We start from the raw sequence: 22530 nt of genomic DNA, 5'->3' as shown, positions 1-22530 counted from the left end.
GTGTTCGAGACCTGGCTGACCCGAACGCTCGGAATCTCCGTCCCGCTGGTGGGTGCGCCGATGGGTGGTCGTGCCGGCGGCGTGCTCGCGGGGGAGGTGACCCGGGCCGGTGGCCTCGGGCTTATCGGAGCGGCCCGGTACAACACCCCGGAATGGCTCGAAGCCGAGGTCCGCACGGCCCGCGACATCGGTGACGGCCCGGTGGGGTTCGGGCTCATGACCTGGTCGCTGGCCGACGACGACTCGCTGCTCGCCGCCGTTCTCGAACACCGCCCCCAGGTGGTCGCGCTGTCGTTCGGTGATCCGGCGCCGTACGTCGACCGCGTCCACGAGGCTGGCGCGCTGGTGATTTCCCAGATCAACACGCTCGACGACCTGCGAGTCGTCGAGGCGGCAGGGGTGGACGCTGTCGTCGCGCAAGGGCACGAGGCCGGCGGGCACACGGGCAGGGTCGGTACGTTGCCGCTGCTCCAGGAAGTACTCGAGTCCACTTCGTTGCCGGTGCTCGCCGCGGGCGGCATCGCCACCGGACGAGGATTGGCCGCGGTACTCGCCGCCGGTGCGCAGGGAGCATTCGTGGGGACCGCGCTGCTGGCGAGCCCGGAAACGGTGGGCCCCGTGTACGCGCGCACCAAGATCGTCGACGCCACGAGCGCCGACACCGTGTACACCGACGTGTTCGACAGGGCGAGGCACCAGCCGTGGCCGTCGCGATGGGGTGGACGCGCCTTGGTGAACGCGTTCACCGAGCGGTGGCACGGCCGCGACGAATCCGAGGACATCCTCGCCGAGGCCTACACCGGCGACGATCCCGACATCGGCGTGGTCTATGCGGGGCAAGCCGTCGGGTCGGTGCGGGCGGAGCGACCCGCAGGTGACGTGATCCGTGAGATCGCCGTGCAGGCGGAAGCCCTTCTGTCGCGGTTCCGCTGACCCGGAACGCTCCCTGTCGTGCGTTCGGCCCCCGTCGTGCGGCACTGTTGCGACTCGGAGAGCCGATCCGTATGTGCGACAGCGCCTTCCGCTGCACTCAGGAAGCCGGATGCCCGGGCCGGAACTCCCCGGTCTGCACTTTGTGTTCGGCGCGGACGACATGCACCACGGCGTTGATCTGCGCGAGATGTGTGAAGGCCTGTGGGAAATTGCCGAGGTGCCGGCCCGACGCCGGATCGATCTCCTCCGCATAGAGTTTCAGCGGGCTGGCGTACTCGAGCAGGCGATGGCAGAGCATTGCGGCGCGCTCCACCTCGCCGATCTCCACCAATGCCGACACCAGCCAGAAGGAACAGATCGTGAAGGTTCCCTCCTTCCCGTTGAGTCCGTCGTCGGTGGTCTCGACGCGGTAGCGCAACACGAGTCCGTCGTCGGTCAGTTCGTCGGCGACGGCGAGCACGGTCGCGCGGACCCTCGGGTCGTCGGCGGGAAGGAAGCGCAGCAACGGGATCAGGAGCGTCGAGGCATCGAGAGACGGATGGCCGTAACGCTGTGTGAACACGCCTCTTTCGTCGACTCCGTGCTCGAGGACATCGGCTTTGATCTCGTCGGCGATCGCCGCCCACCGCCGCGCATGGCTGTCTCGGCCGTGAAGGTCGGCCAGCTTCGCGCCACGGTCCAGGGCCACCCAGCACATGACCTTCGACGACGTGAAGTGCTGAGGTTCGCCCCGCACTTCCCAGATGCCCATGTCCGGTTCGCGCCAATGGGTGACCGCCTCGTCGACCTGCTTGCGCAGGATCGGCCACAGCGATTCGGGGATCTGCCGCCGCGAGCGCACGTGCAGGTACACCGAGTCGAGAAGCGTCCCCCAGATATCGTGCTGGCGTTGGTGATACGCGTCGTTGCCGATCCGGCACGGCTTGGCGCCGTCGTATCCGCTCAGGTGGTCGAGTGTCGACTCGGGAAGCGAACTTTCCCCGCCCACCCCGTACATGACCTGGAGTGTGCGGTCACTGCCGTCCGCGTTCTGGGAGACGTCGAGGATGAACGAGAAGAAGTCGTCGGCTTCACGGTCGAGGCCGAGCGTGTGCAAGCCCCACAGGGCGAAGGTCGAGTCGCGAACCCAGGCATAGCGGTAATCCCAGTTGCGCTCTCCACCAGGTGTTTCCGGTAAGGAAGTGGTCGGCGCGGCGAGCAGGGCTCCGGTTGGGGCGTAGGTCAGTCCCTTCAGGATCGCCGCACTGCTCTGCAGATAGGTGCGCCACGGATGGTCCGGGAAGCGGCCGGTGGTGATCCATTCCCGCCAGAAGTCCTGTGTATTGGTCATCTTCGCGACCGCCTCGGTGAACGTGCGCGGTGGCGTGAGTTCCGACCAGGACAGGGCGACGAAGACCGAGTCGCCCTTCTCCAGCCGGGTGCGGGCGCGTGCCTCACGGCCCTCGATGCCGAGTCGGAGGTCGGTGGTCAGCCGCAACTGTGGGTTCTCGTCGGGCGCCGCGATCTCCATGGCCGTGGCTTCCTCGTACACCTTTCCGGTGTAACGCCACTCGGCGACGCCCCGGTGATAATCGAAGGCCGGTTCGCACGACATGTCCAGTTCGACCGTGCCGTTCACACAGCGCACGGTGCGCAACAGAACGTGTTCGGCCTGCCAGTCCGACGGGGTGCGCCGATGCGTGCGTGAGCGTTCGTCGACGTCGTACCAGCGTCCCATCACCAGCGCGTCGCGCACGACCATCCAGCCGGTGTCGGTCTGCCACGTCGTTTCGAGGATGAGCCCACCGGGCAGGTAGCGGCGCGCCGCCGGCACGGTGCGGTTGTGTGGGGCGAGCCGGAAGCGGCCGGCGCTGCGGTCGAGCACAGCGCCGAACACACTCGGCGAATCCGGTCGCGGCAGGCACATCCATTCCACCGTGCCGTCGCGGGCCACCAGGCACGTCGTCTCACAGTCGGAAAGAAACGCGTAATCGTCGATGGGCGGGTGGGGACTGTCGTGCAGTGCTGCGACCCGCAGAGGTCGTGACCAAGACATCTTTCTATGATCCCGCCGGAACGAGCCGTCCGGGCGGCATTGCCGGGCTGCGTACGGGCGAGTTCGCCGCAGCCACTAAGGTGAGGAGAGTGGATCGGGTGGCATCGTGGTGGGACGGATTCGAGCTCTGGCTCACGGGTCTGTCCTTTGTGCCGCAATCGGCGCTGGTGCTGGTCGTACTGGTGCCGTTGTGCGGAGGTGTCGCCTGGCTGCTGGACCGTGTGATCGCCGGCGCGTTCGCGGTGGTCGGACGACGCGAACCCGTATCGCCTGCCCCGGACCCGGAGGATTGCTGACATGCCGCGCTCGCGCGTGACCCTGGCGCTGGTCGCCCTGCTGCTGCTCGTCGTCGTCGCGTGGCTGCTGACCCGCTGACACTCCGGTTCTCCGCCCGAAACGTCGGTTTTCGGGTGCTCCGCGCGCTCTGCTAGAGTCTGCCGGGTGACCGCGACCACGCTACCTCGAATCCGCCATGAACTGGCGTTGATCGCTGTAGGTATGCCTTCGGTTGCCGATATTCACTGTTGTCGCTGACCCTGCCTTCGACTCGGTCCGGCCATTCGACCGGGAGCCGTTCGTGCTCCCCGTCCTCGTAACCCCTCACGGATGATTCCGTCACCCCGGCACGCCACGGTTCGTGGCGCGGGGGTGTCGCGTTGCCGTCATCCGTTCTTCACACCTCACCGAACAGCCCCTCAGGAGGCTCGTGTCATGAAGAACCGTTCCAGAATGCTCGTCGCCGCGGTGGCCGCCGCGACTGTGACCGCCCTGACCGCGTGCAGCGGAGGGTCGAGCGACGTCGTGGGCGCAGACGGCGGCAACGACGGCTCGGCGGGCACCGTCAACCTCTTCGCGTACGCAGTGCCCAAGGTCGGTTTCGACCTGCTCATCCCGGCCTTCCAGGAAACCGAGGCGGGCACGGACGTCGCGTTCCAGCCGTCTTACGGCGCATCGGGAGACCAGTCGCGCAAGGTGCGCGACGGAGCCGCAGCCGACTTCGTGAACTTCTCCGTCGAACCGGACGTCACCCGTCTCGTCGAGGCCGGACTCGTCGACGAGGCGTGGAACGACAACGCCTACGGCGGAGTGCCGTTCGGGTCGGTCGTCACGATGGTGGTGCGTGAAGGCAACCCGAAGAACATCCGTGACTGGGACGATCTGCTGCGTCCCGACGTCGAAGTGGTCACGCCCAACCCGTTCAGTTCCGGCTCCGCGAAGTGGAATCTGCTCGCCCCGTACGCGGCCATCAGCAACGGGGGCGCCGACCCGCAGGCCGGAATCGACTACATCACAGCGCTGGTCGACGATCACGTCAAGGTGCAGCCGAAATCCGGTCGTGAAGCCACCGAGACGTTCCTCCAGGGCACCGGCGACGTTCTGCTCAGCTACGAGAACGAAGCGCTTTTCATCGAACGCAACGGTGACCCCGTCGAGCACGTCACTCCGCCGGTCACCTTCAAGATCGAGAATCCCGCTGCGGTGCTGAAGAATTCGCCGAACGCCGAGGTCGCCCAGGCGTTCGACGACTTCCTGTACACCCAGGAAGCTCAGCGCCTGTGGGCCGAAGCCGGCTTCCGGCCCGTCGATCCCGCCGTGGCAGCAGAATTCGCCGACGAGTTCCCGGAGCCGGCCAAGCTCTGGACCGTCGCCGATCTCGGTGGCTGGGACACGGTCGACGAGGAACTGTTCGCCGACGGGTCCGGCACCATCGCGCTCGCCTACGACAACGCCACGAAGTAGAGCGTCGTCTTGAGCATTTCAGAGCAGACCGCCGGGACGGGAGCCCCGCCTCCCGCCCCGGCGTCCCGCCGTCGCACGCGCAGAGCACGGATCACCGGCACCGTCGGGCCCCTCGGAATCGGCGTGGCCACACTGTGGTTGAGCCTGATCGTTCTGTTGCCCCTCGCCGCGCTCGCCACACACTCGTTGTCGGACGGGTTCGGAGGGTTCTGGGATGCGGTCACCGCCCCGGCGGCCCTGGCCACCCTCCGCGTGACCGTCGGCGTCTCGATCGTCGTCGCCGCGATCAACGCCGTGATGGGCACGATCATCGCCTGGGTCCTCGTCCGCGACGAGTTTCCCGGCAAGAAGGTCGTCAACGCGCTGATCGACCTGCCCTTCGCTCTCCCGACGATCGTCGCGAGCATCGTCCTGCTGTCGCTCTACGGACCGCAGAGCCCTATCGGACTGCAACTGAACGCGACACAGCCCGGCCTCGTCGTCGCCCTGGCGTTCGTCACCCTCCCGTTCGTGGTCAGGGCCGTACAACCGGTGCTCATCGAGGTCGACCGGGAAGTGGAGGAAGCCGCCGCATCGCTGGGGGCGAGCAACTTCACGATCTTCCGCACCGTGGTCCTGCCGGTCCTGGCACCGGCGATTCTCGGCGGCACGGGGTTGGCGTTCGCACGCGCGATCGGTGAGTACGGCTCGATCGTGCTCATCGGCGGCAACATTCCGTACCAGACGCAGGTCGCGTCCCAGTACATCCAGCAGCAGATCGAGATCGACCGGCCCGTCAACGCCGCGGCCGTGTCGGTGGTGTTGCTGCTCATCGCTTTCGTCGCCCTGTTCGTGCTCCGCTGGGTCGCGAGCCGGGGCCTGCGCAGACAGGAGGACGACCGGTGAACGTGTCGCTTCCCGTCAAGATCTCGCTGCGCACCGTCGCGCTCGGATACCTGTTCGTCCTGCTGCTCGTGCCGATCGGCGTGATTCTGTACCGCACGTTCGAGAACGGGATCGGCGCATTCGCCGAATCGATCAGCACCCCGGCGGCCATCTCCGCACTGAACTTGTCGCTGCTGATCGTCGCGATCGTCGTCCCCGTCAACGTGGTGTTCGGCATCGTGGTCGCGCTGGCTCTGGTCCGTGGCCGGTTTCCCGGCCGGCGACTCCTGCAGTCCGTCGTCGACCTGCCCTTCGCGGTCTCACCCATCGTGGTGGGCGTCGCGCTGATCATGCTCTGGGGCGCGAACGGCTGGTTCGGTGCCGTCGAATCCCTCGGCTTCAAGGTGATCTTCGGACTCCCCGGCATGGTGATCGCGACGATCTTCGTGACGCTGCCGTTCGTCGTCCGCGAGGTCGAACCGGTGCTGTACGAGATCGGTGAGGAACAGGAGCAGGCTGCCGCGACCCTCGGTGCCGACAGTTGGCAGACCTTCTGGCGGATCACCCTGCCCGCGATCCGCTGGGGACTGACCTACGGCGTGGTGCTGACCGTGGCCCGCGCGCTCGGCGAGTTCGGCGCCGTCATCATGGTTTCGTCGGGCTTTCCCGGGGTGTCGCAGACGCTCACCCTCCTCGTCCACGCCCGGTACATCGACGACCACAACACTTTCGGCGCATACAGCGCCGCGACCCTGCTGATGGCCATCGCGGTGATCGTTCTGCTGTTGATGACCCTTCTCGACCGCAAGAGGAGCACCGAAGAATGATCACCGTCACCTCGGCACGCAAGAACTACGGCAGCTTCGCGGCACTCGACGACGTGAGCCTCGAAATCCCGTCGGGATCGCTCACCGCGCTGCTCGGACCGTCCGGCTCCGGCAAGTCGACCCTGTTGCGCTCCATCGCCGGCCTCGAATCGCTGGACGAGGGCACCGTCCACATCGCGGGTGAGGACGTGACGACCGTGACGCCGCAGAAGCGCGACATCGGATTCGTCTTTCAGCACTACGCAGCCTTCAAGCACATGACGGTGCGGGAGAACGTCGCGTTCGGGCTCAAGATCCGGAAGCGGCCCAAGCCGGAAATACAGAAGAAAGTCGACGAACTGCTCGAGATCGTCGGGCTGGACGGATTCCAGACCCGGTACCCGGCGCAACTGTCGGGCGGTCAGCGTCAGCGCATGGCACTGGCGCGGGCGCTCGCGGTGGATCCGCGCGTGCTGCTGCTCGACGAGCCGTTCGGCGCGCTCGACGCGAAGGTGCGCACCGACCTGCGCACCTGGCTGCGGCGACTGCACGACGAGGTTCACGTCACGACGGTGCTGGTCACGCACGACCAGGAGGAGGCGCTCGACGTCGCCGACCGGATCGCGGTGATGAACGCGGGTCGAATCGAGCAGGTAGGGACGCCGGAGGAGCTGTACGACCGTCCGGCCAACACCTTCGTGATGTCCTTCCTCGGCACCGTGTCCAAGCTCAACGGGCAACTCGTGCGACCCCACGACATCCGGCTGGGACGGCAACCGGAGCTGGCACTGGCTCAGAACGAGGGAACGGCCGAGACCCTGGGCATCACCCGCGCCACGGTCGAACGCGTCGTGCGCCTCGGCTTCGAGGTGCGCGTCGAATTGCGGAACGAGGCGACCGGGGAGTCCTTCTCCGCGCAGGTCACGCGCGGCGACGCGCACGCTCTCGGGCTGGCGCCGGGAGAGACCGTCTACGCCCGTGCCACGACCGCCCCGCAGCTGACGGCCGCGGTCCCCGTCACCTAGCGCGGCAGATCGCCACCGGACAGAAGCTGTGGTGGATCAGGCCCTGACTGGTGGAACCGAGGATGGCGGATGATTGGGCGCTGCGGCCGTGGCTGCCGACGACGATCAGTTGTGCGTGGGCCGAATGTTCGAGCAGCACGATGTCGGGTTTGCCGCGTTCGACCCGGTGCTCGACCTCCACGTCGGGAAAGTCCGACGCCCAGTCGGCCATCGACTCCACCATCCTGGCTTTCCGGAACGCGGCGAAGTCCGTCCAGTCGGTGAAGCGGGAATCTTCGCCGTAGGTGATCGTGGAGTGTTCCACCCAGGTGTGTACGGCGACTAGCGGTGCCTCGAGTGCCGCGGCGAGACGATAGCCTTCCCCGATCGCCGCGGAGCTCAGCTGCGTACCGTCGACGCCCACCACGATCGGACGGCCGTCCGGTGGCCGGAACCCTTGCTCGCTGCGCCACGAGACGACCGGGCAGACCGCATGATTGGCGACGTAGACGACGTCGGACCTGCGGAACATGGATTGAAGTTCGCTGGTGGTGGTGTGCCCGAGCACGAGCATCCGTGCCGACGCGGACAGATCGGACAGGGCGTTGGCGGGCCGGCCCGACACCGCCTTCTTCTCGACAGCCAACTCCGCCGTGAGCTCGTTCCCGGCCGTGGGTTCCCGAGGCGCGGCCGCGTCGACTGCCGCTGCTTCTTCCAGGATTGCGGCTTCGGCATTGTCGAGTACGGCGCGAGTGGGTTCGTCGGCGTCGCCGGGTCCGCCGGAGTGGGCGTGGACGAGCCGGAGCGGTTCTCCGAGCCGACGCGCGACGACTGCGGCCCATCTGGCTGCGTCGACGGCGCTGTCGGAGCCGTCGATGCCCACTAAGATTCCGCCCCCCGGTGTTCCTGTGCTCATGGGACCTCGCTCCCTGTCTTCTCCAGTTTGGAGCAGGGCGCACGGATGGAGCAACGGATCGGCGGTATCGCGTCGGATCGGAGACTCAGTCGCCGACGGCGTCCTTTCCGCGTTGCACGATGTTCGGGTCGGCGGGGAAGACCACCTGTGTGTCCTTGTCGTCGTATTCGAACTGATTCAGGAAGAAGCGCATCGCGTTGATCCGCGCGCGCTTCTTGTCGTTCGATTTGATGGTGGTCCACGGGGTGAGGTCGGTGTCGGTACGCAGGAACATCTCTTCCTTCGCCGCTGTGTATTCCTCCCAGCGCTCGAGTGATTCGAGGTCCATTTCGGACAATTTCCAGCGCCGCACCGGGTCGAGCTGACGAATCGCGAATCGCGTGCGCTGTTCGTCCCGCGTGACGGAGAACCAGAACTTCGTCAGCGAGATGCCGGACTCGACGACCAATTGTTCGAACATCGGGACCTGCGTGACGAACTGTTCGTACTCCTCGTCGGTGCAGAAGCCCATGACACGCTCGACACCGGCCCGGTTGTACCAGGAGCGGTCGAACATGACCAGTTCGCCGGCAGTGGGGAAGTGCCTGATGTACCGCTGGAAATACCACTGACCCTGCTCGCGGTCGGACGGCTTGTTCAGCGCGACCACCCGGGCGTTCCGGACGTTGATGTACTCCTGGAAGCGTTTGATCGTGCCGCCCTTGCCGGCGGCGTCACGGCCCTCGAAGACGATGACGTGCTTCGAGCCGTTGTCCTTCGACCATGCCTGGAACTTGAGCAGTTCGATCTGCAGCAGGTACTTCTCGACCTCGTAGGTCGCCCGATCCATGCGCTTGTCGTACGGGTAGTTCTTGCGCCACGTGTTCACGGCCTTGCCCTCGATGTCGATCAGGTCGGGGTCTTCGCCGTGATCGTCGCGCACGGAGAATCCCTCGGCGCGGAGACGGTCGATGTAGCGGCGTAACTCGTTCTGCACGTGCGCTCCCTGAAGTGATCCGAGCCCGAGGTCGTTCGTGTTCGATCGAACACGTACCTGTATAGGACAAAAGTGAGCGCGTGGACAGCGAACGAGGTCGGGGTCGCTGTCCTGCCGTCGGTGGGTTGCAGTGTCAGGGGACAGCGGGAGTGTCAGGCCGCGCGAACGGTGTTGCGGTGAACCGCCGCGAGATATCGCTCCGCGACGACGTGCCCGACCGCGGCATGCGTGGTGAGGGTGGGGGCGATGCGCGCGTCGGGATGCGCCTCGACGACAGCGGCACACGCTCGGTCCCACAGAAGTCCCGGAGCGAGCATCCAGGGGGCGACCACGAGGGTGCTGCACCCGGATCGGGCCAGCAGTTCCGACGCCGACGCGGCAGTGGGCCCGGCTGCCGTGGCGTAGCAGGCGACGGCCGACCATGCGGTGCCGGCGGTGACGCGCGGAACGACGCGCGCGGTGGCGGTATTCGCCTCGTCGCGGCGAGAACCGACGGCGCAGAACGCGATCCCTACGGACGGGTCGTCCAGTGCGACACCCGTCGACGCGATGCTGTCGCGAGCGGCCGCGACCAGTCGCGCGTCGTCACCGAGAATGTCCGCGCATGTCACATCCAGCAGGGGATTGCGGGTGCGTGCGTCGGCGAGGATCGCGGGCAGGTCGACGCGGGCGTGGAACGCGCTGCCGAGGAGCAACGGTACGACGACCGCGCGGCGGTGCCCGTCGGCGGCGACGGCGTCGAGAACCTGAGGTACCGACGGGGTGTTCAGATCCAGGAATGCCAGGCGCACATCCCATTCGGGGTGCTCCGTCCGCAGCACCGCGAGCGCGGCAGCCACGGCCCGCGCAGAGCGGGGGTCGCGGCTGCCGTGCGCGACGGCGATCAACGGGATCATGCGGGAACGCGGTCTCCGAGTTCGATGTCCGCCAGGCCGTTGCCCACCAGCCCGGCGGCGAGCGTGTTGCCACCGGCCGGGTCGATCAGCAGGAAGCTGCCGCTGCGCCGGTTGACCTTGTAATCGTCTGCGGCGACCGGCTCGGCGACGCGCAACGTGATACGAGCGATCTCGTTGAGCTCCAAGGAGTCCGGGTTGTCGACCGACGTGAGGTCCTGCTCGTCGAACCGTTCCTCGAGCGTGCCGACGATCGCCTGGGTGGTACGCGTGCCGTGCTTGAGGAGCAGACGCGCTCCGGCCCGCAACGGCTTCTCGGCCAGCCAGCACACGGTGGCCTCGAATTCGGACAGCGGTTCGGGAGCATCTCCGGGCGAGGCGATCACGTCGCCGCGGGAGATGTCGACGTCGTCGGTGAGCACGAGCGTCACCGAGCGCCCCGCGTGCGCGACGTCGAGTTCGCCGTCGGCGGTGTCGATGCGCTCGACCGTCGATCGCACACCCGACGGGAGGACGACGATCTCGTCACCGGGACGGACCGATCCGGCGGCGATCTGACCCGCGTAGCCGCGGTAGTCCGGGTACTCCGCGGTGCGAGGCCGGATCACGTACTGGACGGCGAAACGCAGGCCCACTTCGTGGCGTCCGTGCACGTCGGCGTCGACGGGCACCGACTCCAGATGCTCGATCAGGGTCGGACCGTCGTAGTACGGGGTGTTCTCGCTGCGGATCGCGATGTTGTCGCCGTGCAATGCGGAGACCGGGATCTCCTGGACGTCGTCGGAAGACCAGCCCAGCGAACCCGTCAGCTCGTTGAACTCTGCGCTGATCCGGGCGAAGACCTCGGCGGGGTTGTCGACCAGGTCGATCTTGTTGACGGCGAGAACCAGCTTCGGCACACCGAGCAGCGCGAGCACCGCGGCGTGCTTGCGGGTCTGGGAGATGACCCCTTTGCGGGCGTCGACGAGCAGCACGACCAGTTGTGCGGTCGACGCGCCGGAGACCGTGTTGCGGGTGTACTGGACGTGGCCGGGGGTGTCGGCGAGGACGAAGCTGCGCTTGGGCGTCGCGAAGTACCGATAGGCGACGTCGATGGTGATGCCTTGCTCGCGTTCGGCGCGCAGGCCGTCGACGAGCAGGGACAGGTCGGGGGTGTCGAGGCCCTTGTCGACCGAAGCCCGTGTCACGGCGTCGATCTGATCGGCGAGAACCGACTTGGTGTCGTACAGGAGTCGGCCGACGAGGGTCGATTTCCCGTCGTCGACGCTGCCTGCGGTGGCGAGGCGCAGCAGCTGGGACCGGCTCTGCGCGCCTTGCTCGTGGTTGTCGCTCATGATCAGAAGTAGCCCTCTCGCTTGCGGTCTTCCATGGCCGCTTCGGACACACGGTCGTCACCACGGGTGGCGCCGCGCTCGGTCAGCCGAGAGGCGGCCACCTCGTCGAGGATGTCCTCGTTGGTGACCGCGTCGGACAGGATCGCGCCGGTGGTGGAGCCGTCGCCGACGGTGCGGTACCGCACCGAGCGGGTTTCGAGGGACTCACCGTCGGCAGGGCCGCCCCACACTCCGGGGGTCATCCACATGCCGTCTCGCCGGTAGACCGGACGCTGGTGCGCGTAGTAGATGCTCGCGAGTTCGATGTCCTCGCGGGCGATGTAGCGCCAGATGTCGAGTTCGGTGAAGTTGCTCAACGGGAACACCCGGACGTGCTCACCTGGGGAGTGACGCCCGTTGTACAGATTCCACAGCTCGGGGCGCTGCCGCTTCGGATCCCACTGGCCGAACGCATTGCGCAGCGAGAAGATCCGTTCCTTGGCGCGCGAGCGTTCCTCGTCACGACGGCCACCGCCGAAGACCGCGTCGAAGCGGTTCTCGGTGATCGCGTCGAGCAGTGGGACGGTCTGCAGCGGATTGCGGATCCCGTCGGGCCGCTCGGTGAGACGTCCGTCGGCGATGTAGTCCTCCACACTGGCGACGTGCAGGCGGAGGTTGTACTTCTCCACGATCCGGTCGCGGAACTCGAGCACCTCGGGCAGATTGTGGCCGGTGTCGACGTGCAGCAGCGCGAACGGCAGCGGCGCGGGCCAGAACGCCTTGATCGCCAGGTGCAGGAGGACGGTGGAGTCCTTGCCGCCGGAGAACAGGATCACGGGCCGTTCGAACTCGCCGGCCACCTCGCGGAAGACGTGGATCGCTTCGGATTCGAGGGCGTCGAGAGTGTCGAACTTGCTGCCGTCCAGCTTGTTCCGTGCAGTTGTGGGATTGGAATCGGTGAGTGTCATGAGGCGTGCAACCCGCATTCGGTCTTGGCTCGGCCGGCCCAGCGTCCGCTGCGCGGATCGGACCCGGGAAGTGGTTTGGTCGTGCAAGGGGCGCACCCGATGGACGGGTAACCCTCGTCGACGAGCGGGTTGACCAGGATTCCGTGCTCGTCGATGTAGTTCTGCATGTCCTCGTCGGACCACGCGGCGATCGGGTTGATCTTCACGAGACCGAAGCCCTCGTCGAAGGAGATCAGCGGGGCGTTCGCCCGGGTGGGTGCCTCGACCCGGCGGATGCCCGTGACCCACGCGCGGTAACCCCGCAGGGACTCGGTCAGCGGCACGACCTTGCGCAGGCGGCAGCATTCGTTGGGATCCCGCGAGAACAGGTCCTTGCCGAGCAGCGCGTCCTGCTCGGCAACCGTGGCTGCTGCCCGGGCGTTGACGACGTTCACGCCGTACACCTGCTCCACCGCGTCGCGGGTCCCGAGAGTCTCGGCGAAGTGGTAACCGGTGTCGAGGAACAGCACATCGACACCGGGGCGCTGCTGCGCCGCCAGGTGGACCAGTGCGCCGTCCTGCATGTTGGAGGCGACGATGTATCCGCTGCGCGCTCCCTCGGTGGGAGCCCCGAACGTCTCGTCGGTCCATCGCAGGAGTTCCTGCGCGGATGCGTCTGCCAGTTCTTCCGCTCCCCGCGCGGCAATTGCGCGCAGTTCGTCGGCTGTCGCGGTCTCGATTGTCATCTGTCTCGTCCGCTCTCCGGTGGTGTCGGTCATCGCAGATCGGCTTCTTCTGCGCGCAGGGCCCACTGCGCGAAGCGTTCGCCCTCACCGCGGTGCTTCAAGAAGTTGCGCACGACGCGCTCGATGTAGTCGCCGAGTTCCTCGCTGGTCACCTTGTGCTGCCGCAACTTCCGGCCGAAGGCGGAGTCCAGCCCGAGGCTGCCGCCGAGATGGACCTGGAAACCCTCGACCTGGTTCCCGTCGCCGTCGTCGACGAGCATGCCCTTGAATCCGATGTCCGCGATCTGTGAACGCCCGCAGGAGTTCGGGCAGCCGTTGATGTTGATCGTGATCGGCACGTCCAGGTCGGCGTTGATATCGGCGAGACGCTGTTCGAGTTCCGGCGCGAGTGCCTGGGAACGCTTGCGCGTTTCCACGAACGAGAGCTTGCAGAACTCGATGCCGCTGCACGCGAGCAGGTTGCGGCGCCAGTGCGACGGCCGTGCACGCAACCCGAGGGGCTCGAGTTCGGCGATCAGCTCCTCGACCTTGTCGTCGGCGACGTCGAGGATCACCAGCTTCTGGTACGGGGTGAACCGGATACGGTCCGAACCGATTCGTTCGGCGGCGTCCGCGACCTTCGTCAGGACCGTGCCCGACACCCGTCCCGCGATCGGGGAGAAGCCGACGGCGTTGAGGTCGTTGCGAATCTTCTGCACGCCGATGTGGTCGATCGGCCTGGCCGGCTTCTCGGGCGCGGGACCGTCGATCAGCGGACGCTTCAGGTACTCCTGTTCGAGGACCTCGCGGAACTTCTCGATGCCCCAATCCTTGATCAGGAACTTCAGGCGCGCCTTCGCCCGCAGGCGACGGTAGCCGTAGTCGCGGAAGACGGAGACGACCGCTTCCCACACGTCCGGAACCTCGTCGCGCGGAATCCAGGCGCCGACGCGCTGGGCGAGCATCGGGTTGGTGGACAGGCCACCGCCCACCCACAGATCGAAACCGGGCCCGTGCTCGGGATGTTCGACGCCGACGAACGCGACATCGTTGATCTCGTGCACGACGTCCTGCTGGCCGGAGATCGCGGTCTTGAACTTACGCGGCAGGTTCGAGTACTTGGGGTCGCCGATGTAGCGGCGGACGATCTCGTCGATCGCCGGTGTGCCGTCGATGATCTCGTCGAGCGACTCCCCGGCGAGCGGCGAACCGAGTACGACGCGGGGGCAGTCACCGCACGCCTCGGTGGTCTGCAGTCCGACTGCCTCGAGGCGACGCCAGATCTCGGGAACGTTCTCGACCTCGATCCAGTGGTACTGGACGTTCTCCCGGTCCGACAGGTCTGCGGTGTCGCGGGCGAACTCGGTGGACAGTTCACCGACGGTGCGAAGTTGGGCGGCACTGAGGGCGCCGCCGTCGCAGCGCACCCGCATCATGAAGTACTTCGCCTCGAGCAGATCGAGGTTCTCGTCGCCGGTGAACGTCCCGTCGTAGCCCTGTTCGCGCTGCGTGTACAGGCCCCACCAGCGGAACCGGCCGCGCAGGTCGGACTTGTCGATGCTGTCGAAGCCCTGGTGCGCGTAGATCTCCTCGATCCGGCGCCGGACGTTGAGTGGGTTGTCGTCCTTCTTGGTCTGCTCGTTGGCGTTGAGGGGTTCGCGGTAGCCGAGAGCCCACTGGCCTTCGGCGCGGCGTTGGGGTGGCCGCCCCGCACGCCGGGGTGAGGACGCGGAACCGTCGGTGGGAGTGGCGTCGGTGGACGACGTCATGCGGGGTCTCCTGGATTTTGCGTTGACCGGGCCGAGTACGCAGGAGGGGGCTGTTCCTCGTGCGAGCGCGCCTCGACCCGGCGGGATCAGGGGGATTGCCGGGTGGTGCCGACTACAGACAGTCGGCGCAGAAACAGGCGGCGCAAGGCAGACAGACAGACGCACAGACACGCTTGAGGTCGACGTGGCGTCGAGCCACGAGTCGCACTCCGGGTCCGGTCATGTCGCCAATTGTGCCATGTCATCGGGCCGATTCCGAAACGCTGAGGCCATTTCCACCGAAATCGGGGGAAATGTCGAGGTAGGCGCCCCGGCCGTGGTCGCGGGCCTGCGCGTGTCTGGGACACTGGAGGGGTGAGTACGACGGAAATCGGTGAACGCGCCGCTGGAAAAGTCGGTGTCGCCGATGCCGAAGGCGGCTTCGTGCTGTCTCCCGAAGCCCTCGACGGAGTCGGCACCCGGCCGTTCGGGGTCTACATCCATGTCCCCTTCTGCGCGACGCGCTGCGGCTACTGCGACTTCAACACCTACACGGCCGGTGAACTCGGCAGTGCCGCGTCACCGGCTTCGTGGCTCGAGGGGTTGCGCAGAGAACTCGCCGCCGGTGCGGAGATGCTCGACGCCGCCGGCCGGGGCGCGCCGCCCGCGCAGACGGTCTTCGTCGGCGGCGGTACGCCCTCGCTGCTCGGCGCGGACGGCCTGGCCGATGTGCTCGGCGCCGTCCGGGAGTCCTTCGGCCTAGCCCCGGGCGCGGAAGTGACCACCGAATCGAACCCGGAATCGACCTCGCCCGAGTTCTTCGACCGCATCCGTGCGGCGGGGTACACCCGTGTGTCGCTCGGGATGCAGTCGGCTGCGTCGCACGTGCTGGCCGTACTCGACCGGACCCACACCCCGGGCCGGCCCGTGGCGGCGGCCCGCGAGGCCCGCGCCGCAGGGTTCGGTCATGTCAACCTCGACCTCATCTACGGCACACCGGGAGAACGGGACTCCGACCTCGAGGCATCGCTCGATGCGGTGCTCGACGCGGGCGTCGATCACGTCTCGGCCTACGCACTCATCGTCGAGGACGGCACCGCCCTGGCACGCCGGGTACGACGGGGTGAACTCCCCGCGCCCGACGACGACGTCCTCGCCGCGCGGTACGAGCGGATCGACGCGCGTCTCCGGGACGCGGGGATGACCTGGTACGAGGTGTCGAATTGGGCTGCGGCGGAGGACCCTTCGGCGCGCTGCGCCCACAACCTCGGCTACTGGGACGGCGGCGACTGGTGGGGCGCGGGTCCCGGCGCGCACAGTCACGTCGGCGGGACCCGCTGGTGGAACGTCAAGCATCCGGCGCGGTACGCGGGTGTCCTTGCCGAGGGACGGCTTCCCGTCGGTGGAAGCGAGCGCCTGACCACAGAGGACGTCCACACCGAAGTGGTGATGCTTGCGGTCCGGTTGCGGACCGGGTTGCCGCTCGAAGTCCTCGACGAGGGGGAGCGCGCAGCCGCCGACTCGGTGGTGGCCGACGGACTCGCGGAAGTCTCCGGCGACCACCTGATCCTCACCGACCGCGGGCGGCTTCTCGCCGACGGCGTGGTCCGCACCATCCTGCTCGGCGCCGACCGCTGAGCGCGGTTCGGCGCCGGCGGGGTCATCCGGGGTCGACCTCGTCGCTCCGGTGACGGCCCGCCGATGCATCGGGCGGAGGGAACGGTTCCGACGCGGGAGGCTCACCCGCCGGGGGAAGTTTGCCGGAGGCGGGACGTTCGGCCTCCGCATCCGGTGGGAGTGCAAGCGCGTCGTAGTCGAAGACGCGGGCGTGCAGGACGGGGCGGTTGCGCAGCGCCGAACGCACCGCACGGTGCAGTCCGTCCTCGAGATAGAGCACGCCCTGCCACTGCACTGCGTGGGGAAACAGATCGCCGTAGAAGGTGGAGTCCTCGGACAACAGCCTGTCGAGTTCGAGAACCTTGGTCGTCGTGACGATCTCGTCGAGACGCACCTGCCGCGGCGGGATTCTCGCCCAGTCGCGCAGCGACAACCCGTGATCGGGGTACGGCTTCCCGTCCCGGACACCCTTGAAAATCATGCGCACACAGTACGGGTGACCGCGCCCACGCCTCCAGGCGGCGGCCACTGTGACCCGGACTACAGGCCTGCCGGTGTGGGAGGCTCCAGCACATTTCGGACACGATTAGACTGGTCCGGTACGAGATGTAGCACGCACATGCGGAAACGGAGGTGGGCGGGTTGTCGAGCACCGAGGAACGACGATTTCAGGTCTTGCGCGCGATCGTGGCGGATTATGTGTCCACCAAGGAGCCCATCGGCTCGAAGAGGCTTGTCGACCGCCACAATCTCGGTGTGTCCAGCGCGACGGTGCGCAACGACATGGCCGTACTGGAAGCGGAGGGGTACATCACTCAGACGCATACGAGTTCGGGCCGGGTCCCGACCGACAAGGGGTACCGCCAGTTCGTCGACCGCATCGCCGAGGTCAAGCCGCTCTCCGCGGCGGAACGGCGCGCGATCCTGCAGTTCCTCGAATCCGGAGTCGATCTCGACGACGTGCTGCGGCGCGGGGTACGTCTGCTGGCGCAGCTGACCCGGCAGGTGGCGATCGTGCAGTACCCCACGCTGTCCGCGTCATCGGTGCGGCATCTCGAAGTCGTCGCGCTGACCCCGGCGCGGTTGCTCCTCGTTCTGATCACCGACTCCGGCCGGGTCGATCAGCGCATCGTGGAACTCGGGGACGTCATCAGCGACGAAGATCTCGCGCGACTGCGCGATCTGCTCGGTAACGCATTGGCGGGCAAGAGGCTCGCCGCCGCGTCGATCGCGGTGACCGAACTGGCCGACGACGCGCCCGAGGATCTGCGCGACGCGGTGATCCGGTGCGCCACCACCCTGGTGGAGACCCTCGTCGAGCACCCGGAGGAACGGCTCGTGCTGGGCGGCACCGTCAATCTCACCCGGAACGCCGCCGACTTCGAAGGGCACGGTGTGCCAGGGTCGTTGCGGACCGTCCTCGAGGCTCTCGAGGAGCAGGTCGTGGTGCTCAAGCTGCTTGCTGCCAGCCAGGACGCGGGCCGGGTGACCGTCCGGATCGGCGAGGAAACTCAGGTCGAGGAGATGCGGAGCACGTCGGTCGTGTCCACCGGATACGGTGCGGCGGGCACGGTGTTCGGCGGGCTCGGTGTGCTCGGACCCACCCGGATGGATTATCCGGGAACCATCGCGTCGGTCGCGACCGTCGCGAGATATATCGGCGAAGTACTCGGCGAACGCTGAGCAGGGTTCGACGCCGGACATTGTTCACATCTGTGTAGAGAAGTAAGGACGAGAACTCAACGTGGCACGGGATTACTACGGGACGCTCGGCGTGTCCAAAGACGCGACCGACCAGGAGATCAAACGGGCGTACCGCAAGTTGGCGCGGGAACACCACCCAGATGTGAACCCCTCCGAAACCGCACAGGTGCGGTTCCAGGAGATCTCGGCGGCGTACGAAGTGCTGTCGGACCCGGAGAAGCGGCGGATCGTGGACCTCGGCGGCGACCCCCTCGCTGCGGGTGGTGGCGGCGGAGGAGGCGGCTTCGGCGGCGCGGGCTTCGGCGGCGGCCTGGGCGACGTGTTCGAGGCGTTCTTCGGCGGCGGTGCCGGCGGCAGCCGTGGACCGCGCGGCCGCGTGCAGCCCGGTGCCGATTCCCTGCTGCGTACCCGCCTGACCCTCGAGGAGTGCGCGCGCGGCGTCACGAAGAGCGTCACTGTCGACACGGCCATCCTGTGCGACGAGTGCACCGGATCCGGTACCCACGGCGACTCGAAGCCCGTCCGATGCGAGACGTGTGGCGGCGCCGGTGAAGTCCAGTCGGTGCAGCGGTCCTTCCTCGGCCAGGTCATGACCTCGCGGCCCTGCCCGACCTGCCGCGGGGTGGGTGAGACCATCCCCGACCCGTGCCGTAAGTGCGGTGGCGACGGGCGGGTCCGGGCGCGCCGCGAGATCACCGTCAAGGTGCCGGCGGGCGTCGGCAACGGCATGCGTATCCGTCTCGCGGCTCAGGGCGAAGTGGGCCCCGGTGGCGGCCCGGCGGGAGACCTGTACGTCGAGGTGATCGAACAGCAGCACGAGGTGTTCGTGCGCGACGGCGACGATCTGCACTGCACCGTTCGCGTGCCGATGGTCGACGCGGCGCTCGGTACCTCGGTGACGCTCGAGACTATCCTCGACGGACCCACCGAGATCGCGGTCGACGCGGGAACCCAACCCGGTTCCGTCACGGTGCTGCGCGGGCACGGAATGCCGAAACTGCGGTCGGGCACGCGCGGCGACCTGCACGCGCACCTCGAGGTGGTCGTGCCGTCCAAGCTCGACGGCAAGCAGACCAAACTCCTCGAAGAGTTGCGCAGGCTCACCGAGCGTGACCACGCCGAAGTGGTGACCAACGGTTCGCAGCACTCCGGCGGGTTGTTCTCCCGTCTGCGCGACGCGTTCAGCGCCCGCTAGCCGCCGTGGCCGCCACGCTGTTCTATCTCGATCCGCTGCCCGAGCCCGGTGACACCGCTGTGCTCGACGGCAAGGAGGGCCGGCACGCTGCGACAGTCCGCCGCATTTCCGTCGGAGAGCCCCTGGTGCTCTCCGACGGTCGCGGCGGCGTCGCTGAGGTCGAGGTCACCGCGGCGGCCAAGGACCGGCTCGAAGCGGTTGTGCTCGCACGGCGCACGGTGCCCGCACCGAAGCCGGCTGTGACGGTCGTGCAGGCGTTGCCGAAATCGGATCGCTCGGAACTTGCCGTCGAGCTTGCGACGGAAGCCGGGGTCGACGCGATCGTTCCGTGGCAGTCGAAGCGGTGCGTCGCACGGTGGGATGCAAAGGCGGACAAGGGCGTCGCGCGGTGGCAGGCCGTCGCCGTGGCCGCGGCGAAGCAGTCCCGTCGCGCCTACGTGCCTCAGGTGGACACATTGCACCGGACCTCGGACGTACTCGACCGGGTCCGCGACACGACCGCCCGCGGCGGCGTCGTCGCGGTCCTGCACGAATCGGCGACCACACCGTTCGCGGAACTTCCTCTGCGCGGGGCGGACGAGGTGATCCTGGTGGTCGGGCCCGAAGGCGGACTCGGCGACACCGAAGTCGATGCGCTGATCGAGGCGGGCGCAGTCGCGGTCTCGCTGGGCCCGACCGTCCTGCGCACGTCGACAGCGGCGGCGGTCGCGCTCGGTGCCATCGGCGTCCTCACCGGTCGCTGGAACGATCAGCCACTGCACTAGCGTTTTCGGTATGTCCCGCACGAGAATCCCCTACGGCCCCGGACCGGAACAGTTCGGCCATCTCTACCTCCCCGAGAGCGGAGCAGACGCCGTGCCCGTGGTGATGGTGGTGCACGGCGGATACTGGAACGGCCGGTACCGGCTCAATCTCGGCACACCGATCGCCCAGGATCTGGCGCGCCGCGGGGTGGTCGCGTGGAACGTCGAGTACCGCAGGATCGGTGCCGGAGGGCGGTGGCCGGAGATGTCCGCCGACCTTCTCGCCGCGTATCGCGCCATCCCCGATTCGGTGGCCGAATGTGCCGAAAAGTCCGGCGTCGCAGTGGACCTCGACCGGATACGCATCGTCGGGCATTCGGCCGGAGGCCAGCTCGCCGTGTGGCTCGCAGCGCAGCCCGTCGATCCGCGGCCGGAACTGGTGGTCGTGCAGGCCGGTGCGCTCGACCTGGCGTCGGCGGGGGAGCGCGGACGCCGGATCGACTACATCGAGGACCTTTTCGGATTTCCCTACGACGAGGATCCCGCCCTGTATCGGTCCGCGTCGCCGATGCACTGCGTGCCGATCGGTGTGCCCGTGGCCGTCGTGCACGGCAGCGAGGACGCTCAGGTTCCGGTGTCGGTGGCGAAACGCTACGAGCGGGCCGCCCGCGAGGCGGGTGACGACGTGTCGCTGCACATCGTCGACGGCGAGGATCACTACGCGTTTCTGGACAAGAGGTCCCGGTCGTGGGCGGTGTCGCAGGAGTTGCTGACGGCCTGACTCGGCCCGGCCTTACGCGGCAGGAGTGCGATCACCACGGCCGCTCCCAGGGTGAGGATGACACCGCTGACGAGGCTGCCGGTCGAGATCGCCTGGGAGAAAGCCGATCCCGATGCCTCGAGCAACGGTTCGGTGTACGAGGAGGTGAACGGGTTCTTCGCCAGTTCCTCTGCGACTATGGCCGCACCGCCGACGGAGTCCCCGGCAGCTTGCACCGCTTCGGCGGCGCGTTCCGCCATCGAGCCTGTGACCTGGTTCAGCGGCAGACCGTCGAGGAACCCTGCGATGTCGCGGTGGTACGACGTGGCGAGGACGGATCCGAGCAGTGCGATCCCCAGCGATCCGCCGAACTCGACGGCGGTGTCGTTGAGACCGCCCGCGGCACCGAGTTCCGAATCCGGGAAGCCGTCCATGATGAGGTCGGTCGCCGGCGGTGTGGCGATCCCGATTCCGAATCCGAGGAGCAGCAACGAGGCGAGGAACGGGGAGTAGCCCGACGCGGGATCGAGCACCGTCAGAGTGAGGACACCTGCGGCGGCGACGAGCATGCCGCCGCCGACGGCGACGCGTGTGCCGAGACGGGGCGCGACCCGGCTGCTCAGCGCCGCGCCCAGCGAGACCGCTACGGCAAGGGGGAGCAGTCGAAATCCGGTCTCGAGAGGTCCGTATCCGAAGACGAACTGGAACTGCTGCGCGACGAAGTAGATCGCGCCGAAGGTCGCGAAGAAGAGCAGCAGGACGGAGACGGTCGCGCCCCCGACCGTGCGGTCGCGCACGCGGCGCAGGTCGAGAAGCGGTCGCGGATGCCGGAGTTCCCACGCCACGAAAACGACGGCGGCGACGACAGCCGCGAGAAGAGCGACCAGCGCGGTGCCGTGCAGGCCGAAGTGGGCGCCTTCGATGATGGCGTAGACGAGACCACCCACTGCGACGACCGACAACGCGCCGCCGATCCAGTCGGTGCGGTCGAGGCCCTCGGCGCGCGACGCCGGGACGAGCGCAAGGGCTGCGATCGCGGCCGCGGCGGCGATCGGAACGTTGATGAGGAATGTCGAACCCCACGCGTGCGACTCGAGGAGCCAGCCCGCCAGCATCGGGCCGAGTGCGATCGCGAGTCCCGAGGTCGCGGCCCAGGCGGCGATCGCGCGGGCGCGTTCGTGACTCGGGAACATAGCGACCAGAAGCGAGAGCGTCGCAGGCATGATGACCGCCGCCCCGACCCCCATGACCAGTCGTGCGGCGATCACGTCGACCGCCGAGTCGGCGAGGCTGCCGTACACGGCTCCCGCCGCGAACACCGCCAGGCCGGTGAGCAGGGCGCGTCGCCGGCCGAAGCGGTCGCCGAGGACGCCGCACAACAGCATGAGTGCTGCGTAGGGGACGGTGTAGCCGTCGATGACCCACTGCATGTCGGTGCTGGTGAGTTGCAGATCCCGCAACATGCTCGGTGCCGCGACGATCAGGGCGGTGTTGGCCATGACCACGATGAGCAGGCTCAGGCACAGCACGGCGAGACCCGCCCAGCGCAGGCGGTAGGGAGCCTCGGCTCCGAGTGCCGGACCGATCCCGGCGGCGGGTGCGGACATGGTT

The 22530-nt window shown here is 67.7% G+C and carries 22 protein-coding genes; 12 read left to right on the top strand and 10 right to left on the bottom strand.

Annotation, left to right across the window (positions count from 1 at the left end):
* Entirely contained in the window at positions 1-933 is a 933-nt protein-coding gene (locus RDCOP1_RS06425; protein ID WP_072699640.1) for an NAD(P)H-dependent flavin oxidoreductase, read from the top strand.
* 97 nt (positions 934-1030) lie between these two features.
* Here the strand turns inward: RDCOP1_RS06425 and RDCOP1_RS06420 are convergent, their stop codons facing one another.
* Positions 1031-2968, bottom strand: coding sequence for a glycoside hydrolase family 15 protein (locus tag RDCOP1_RS06420; RefSeq protein ID WP_072699287.1), 1938 nt, complete (start codon positions 2966-2968; stop codon positions 1031-1033).
* An 89-nt stretch (positions 2969-3057) separates the two neighbouring features.
* Here RDCOP1_RS06420 and RDCOP1_RS06415 point away from each other — a divergent pair, with 89 nt between their 5' ends.
* The 6 genes from RDCOP1_RS06415 to RDCOP1_RS06395 all read left to right on the top strand — a co-directional run bounded on the left by RDCOP1_RS06415 (position 3058) and on the right by RDCOP1_RS06395 (position 7403).
* Complete coding sequence (locus tag RDCOP1_RS06415) at positions 3058-3264, top strand: hypothetical protein (RefSeq protein ID WP_072699286.1); 207 nt, start codon at positions 3058-3060, stop codon at positions 3262-3264.
* A gap of 145 nt (positions 3265-3409) precedes the next feature.
* Positions 3410-3502 carry an Ms4533A family Cys-rich leader peptide gene (locus RDCOP1_RS21975; RefSeq protein WP_358474415.1) on the top strand — a complete coding sequence of 31 codons (93 nt, stop codon included), beginning with the start codon at positions 3410-3412 and terminating at the stop codon, positions 3500-3502.
* Positions 3503-3679: 177 nt separating this feature from the next.
* Entirely contained in the window at positions 3680-4708 is a 1029-nt protein-coding gene (locus RDCOP1_RS06410) for a sulfate ABC transporter substrate-binding protein (protein ID WP_072699285.1), read from the top strand.
* Positions 4709-4798: 90 nt separating this feature from the next.
* On the top strand, positions 4799-5593 hold the full coding sequence (gene cysT / locus RDCOP1_RS06405; RefSeq protein ID WP_371836808.1) for a sulfate ABC transporter permease subunit CysT: 795 nt from the start codon (positions 4799-4801) through the stop codon (positions 5591-5593).
* Positions 5590-6399 (top strand): sulfate ABC transporter permease subunit CysW, encoded by an 810-nt coding sequence (gene cysW / locus RDCOP1_RS06400; RefSeq protein ID WP_072699283.1) that lies wholly within the window; start codon positions 5590-5592, stop codon positions 6397-6399. Before cysT ends, cysW begins: the two co-directional genes overlap by 4 nt.
* The gene (locus RDCOP1_RS06395; protein ID WP_072699282.1) at positions 6396-7403 is read left to right on the top strand and encodes a sulfate/molybdate ABC transporter ATP-binding protein; all 1008 of its coding nucleotides are present in this window, start codon (positions 6396-6398) and stop codon (positions 7401-7403) included. The genes cysW and RDCOP1_RS06395 overlap by 4 nt, the downstream gene beginning before the upstream one ends.
* On the opposite strand, the gene RDCOP1_RS06390 is transcribed toward RDCOP1_RS06395, so the two are convergent.
* From RDCOP1_RS06390 to RDCOP1_RS06360, 7 genes are all read right to left on the bottom strand, one after another.
* On the bottom strand, positions 7396-8298 hold the full coding sequence (locus RDCOP1_RS06390) for a universal stress protein (protein WP_072699281.1): 903 nt from the start codon (positions 8296-8298) through the stop codon (positions 7396-7398). The genes RDCOP1_RS06395 and RDCOP1_RS06390 overlap by 8 nt on opposite strands.
* Positions 8299-8383: 85 nt before the next feature.
* The gene (gene ppk2, locus RDCOP1_RS06385) at positions 8384-9274 is read right to left on the bottom strand and encodes a polyphosphate kinase 2 (RefSeq protein ID WP_072699280.1); all 891 of its coding nucleotides are present in this window, start codon (positions 9272-9274) and stop codon (positions 8384-8386) included.
* Between the two features lie 152 nt (positions 9275-9426).
* Positions 9427-10170, bottom strand: a complete 744-nt coding sequence (locus RDCOP1_RS06380) for a sirohydrochlorin chelatase (RefSeq protein WP_072699279.1) — start codon at positions 10168-10170, stop codon at positions 9427-9429.
* A complete protein-coding gene (locus tag RDCOP1_RS06375; protein WP_072699278.1) occupies positions 10167-11501 on the bottom strand; it encodes a sulfate adenylyltransferase subunit 1 in 1335 nt (444 codons plus the stop codon). The genes RDCOP1_RS06380 and RDCOP1_RS06375 overlap by 4 nt, the downstream gene beginning before the upstream one ends.
* 2 nt (positions 11502-11503) lie before the next feature.
* On the bottom strand, positions 11504-12448 hold the full coding sequence (cysD, locus tag RDCOP1_RS06370) for a sulfate adenylyltransferase subunit CysD (RefSeq protein ID WP_072699277.1): 945 nt from the start codon (positions 12446-12448) through the stop codon (positions 11504-11506).
* Positions 12445-13173: a phosphoadenylyl-sulfate reductase gene (locus RDCOP1_RS06365; RefSeq protein ID WP_072699639.1), complete on the bottom strand. Its 729-nt coding sequence runs from the start codon at positions 13171-13173 to the stop codon at positions 12445-12447. The genes cysD and RDCOP1_RS06365 overlap by 4 nt, the downstream gene beginning before the upstream one ends.
* 29 nt (positions 13174-13202) lie before the next feature.
* A complete protein-coding gene (locus RDCOP1_RS06360) occupies positions 13203-14921 on the bottom strand; it encodes a nitrite/sulfite reductase (RefSeq protein ID WP_072699276.1) in 1719 nt (572 codons plus the stop codon).
* A gap of 354 nt (positions 14922-15275) precedes the next feature.
* Here RDCOP1_RS06360 and hemW point away from each other — a divergent pair, with 354 nt between their 5' ends.
* Positions 15276-16538: a radical SAM family heme chaperone HemW gene (gene hemW / locus RDCOP1_RS06355; protein WP_084722465.1), complete on the top strand. Its 1263-nt coding sequence runs from the start codon at positions 15276-15278 to the stop codon at positions 16536-16538.
* Between the two features lie 22 nt (positions 16539-16560).
* On the opposite strand, the gene RDCOP1_RS06350 is transcribed toward hemW, so the two are convergent.
* Positions 16561-16998, bottom strand: coding sequence for a type II toxin-antitoxin system VapB family antitoxin (locus RDCOP1_RS06350; RefSeq protein ID WP_084722463.1), 438 nt, complete (start codon positions 16996-16998; stop codon positions 16561-16563).
* A 161-nt stretch (positions 16999-17159) separates the two neighbouring features.
* On the opposite strand from RDCOP1_RS06350, the gene hrcA reads away from it, so the two are divergent.
* The 4 genes from hrcA to RDCOP1_RS06330 all read left to right on the top strand — a co-directional run bounded on the left by hrcA (position 17160) and on the right by RDCOP1_RS06330 (position 20940).
* Positions 17160-18200 carry a heat-inducible transcriptional repressor HrcA gene (hrcA, locus tag RDCOP1_RS06345; protein ID WP_072699637.1) on the top strand — a complete coding sequence of 347 codons (1041 nt, stop codon included), beginning with the start codon at positions 17160-17162 and terminating at the stop codon, positions 18198-18200.
* 61 nt (positions 18201-18261) lie between these two features.
* Positions 18262-19416, top strand: a complete 1155-nt coding sequence (dnaJ, locus tag RDCOP1_RS06340) for a molecular chaperone DnaJ (protein WP_072699275.1) — start codon at positions 18262-18264, stop codon at positions 19414-19416.
* Between the two features lie 5 nt (positions 19417-19421).
* Positions 19422-20180, top strand: a complete 759-nt coding sequence (locus RDCOP1_RS06335; RefSeq protein ID WP_072699274.1) for a 16S rRNA (uracil(1498)-N(3))-methyltransferase — start codon at positions 19422-19424, stop codon at positions 20178-20180.
* A gap of 10 nt (positions 20181-20190) precedes the next feature.
* Positions 20191-20940 (top strand): alpha/beta hydrolase family protein, encoded by a 750-nt coding sequence (locus RDCOP1_RS06330; RefSeq protein ID WP_072699273.1) that lies wholly within the window; start codon positions 20191-20193, stop codon positions 20938-20940.
* Here the strand turns inward: RDCOP1_RS06330 and RDCOP1_RS06325 are convergent.
* Complete coding sequence (locus RDCOP1_RS06325) at positions 20877-22526, bottom strand: MFS transporter (RefSeq protein ID WP_072699272.1); 1650 nt, start codon at positions 22524-22526, stop codon at positions 20877-20879. The genes RDCOP1_RS06330 and RDCOP1_RS06325 overlap by 64 nt on opposite strands.
* Positions 22527-22530: the final 4 nt, after the last annotated feature.

Source organism: Rhodococcus coprophilus NBRC 100603, assembly GCF_001895045.1.
Classification (GTDB): domain Bacteria; phylum Actinomycetota; class Actinomycetes; order Mycobacteriales; family Mycobacteriaceae; genus Rhodococcus; species Rhodococcus coprophilus.
This window is presented reverse-complemented; position numbering and strand designations above follow the sequence as displayed.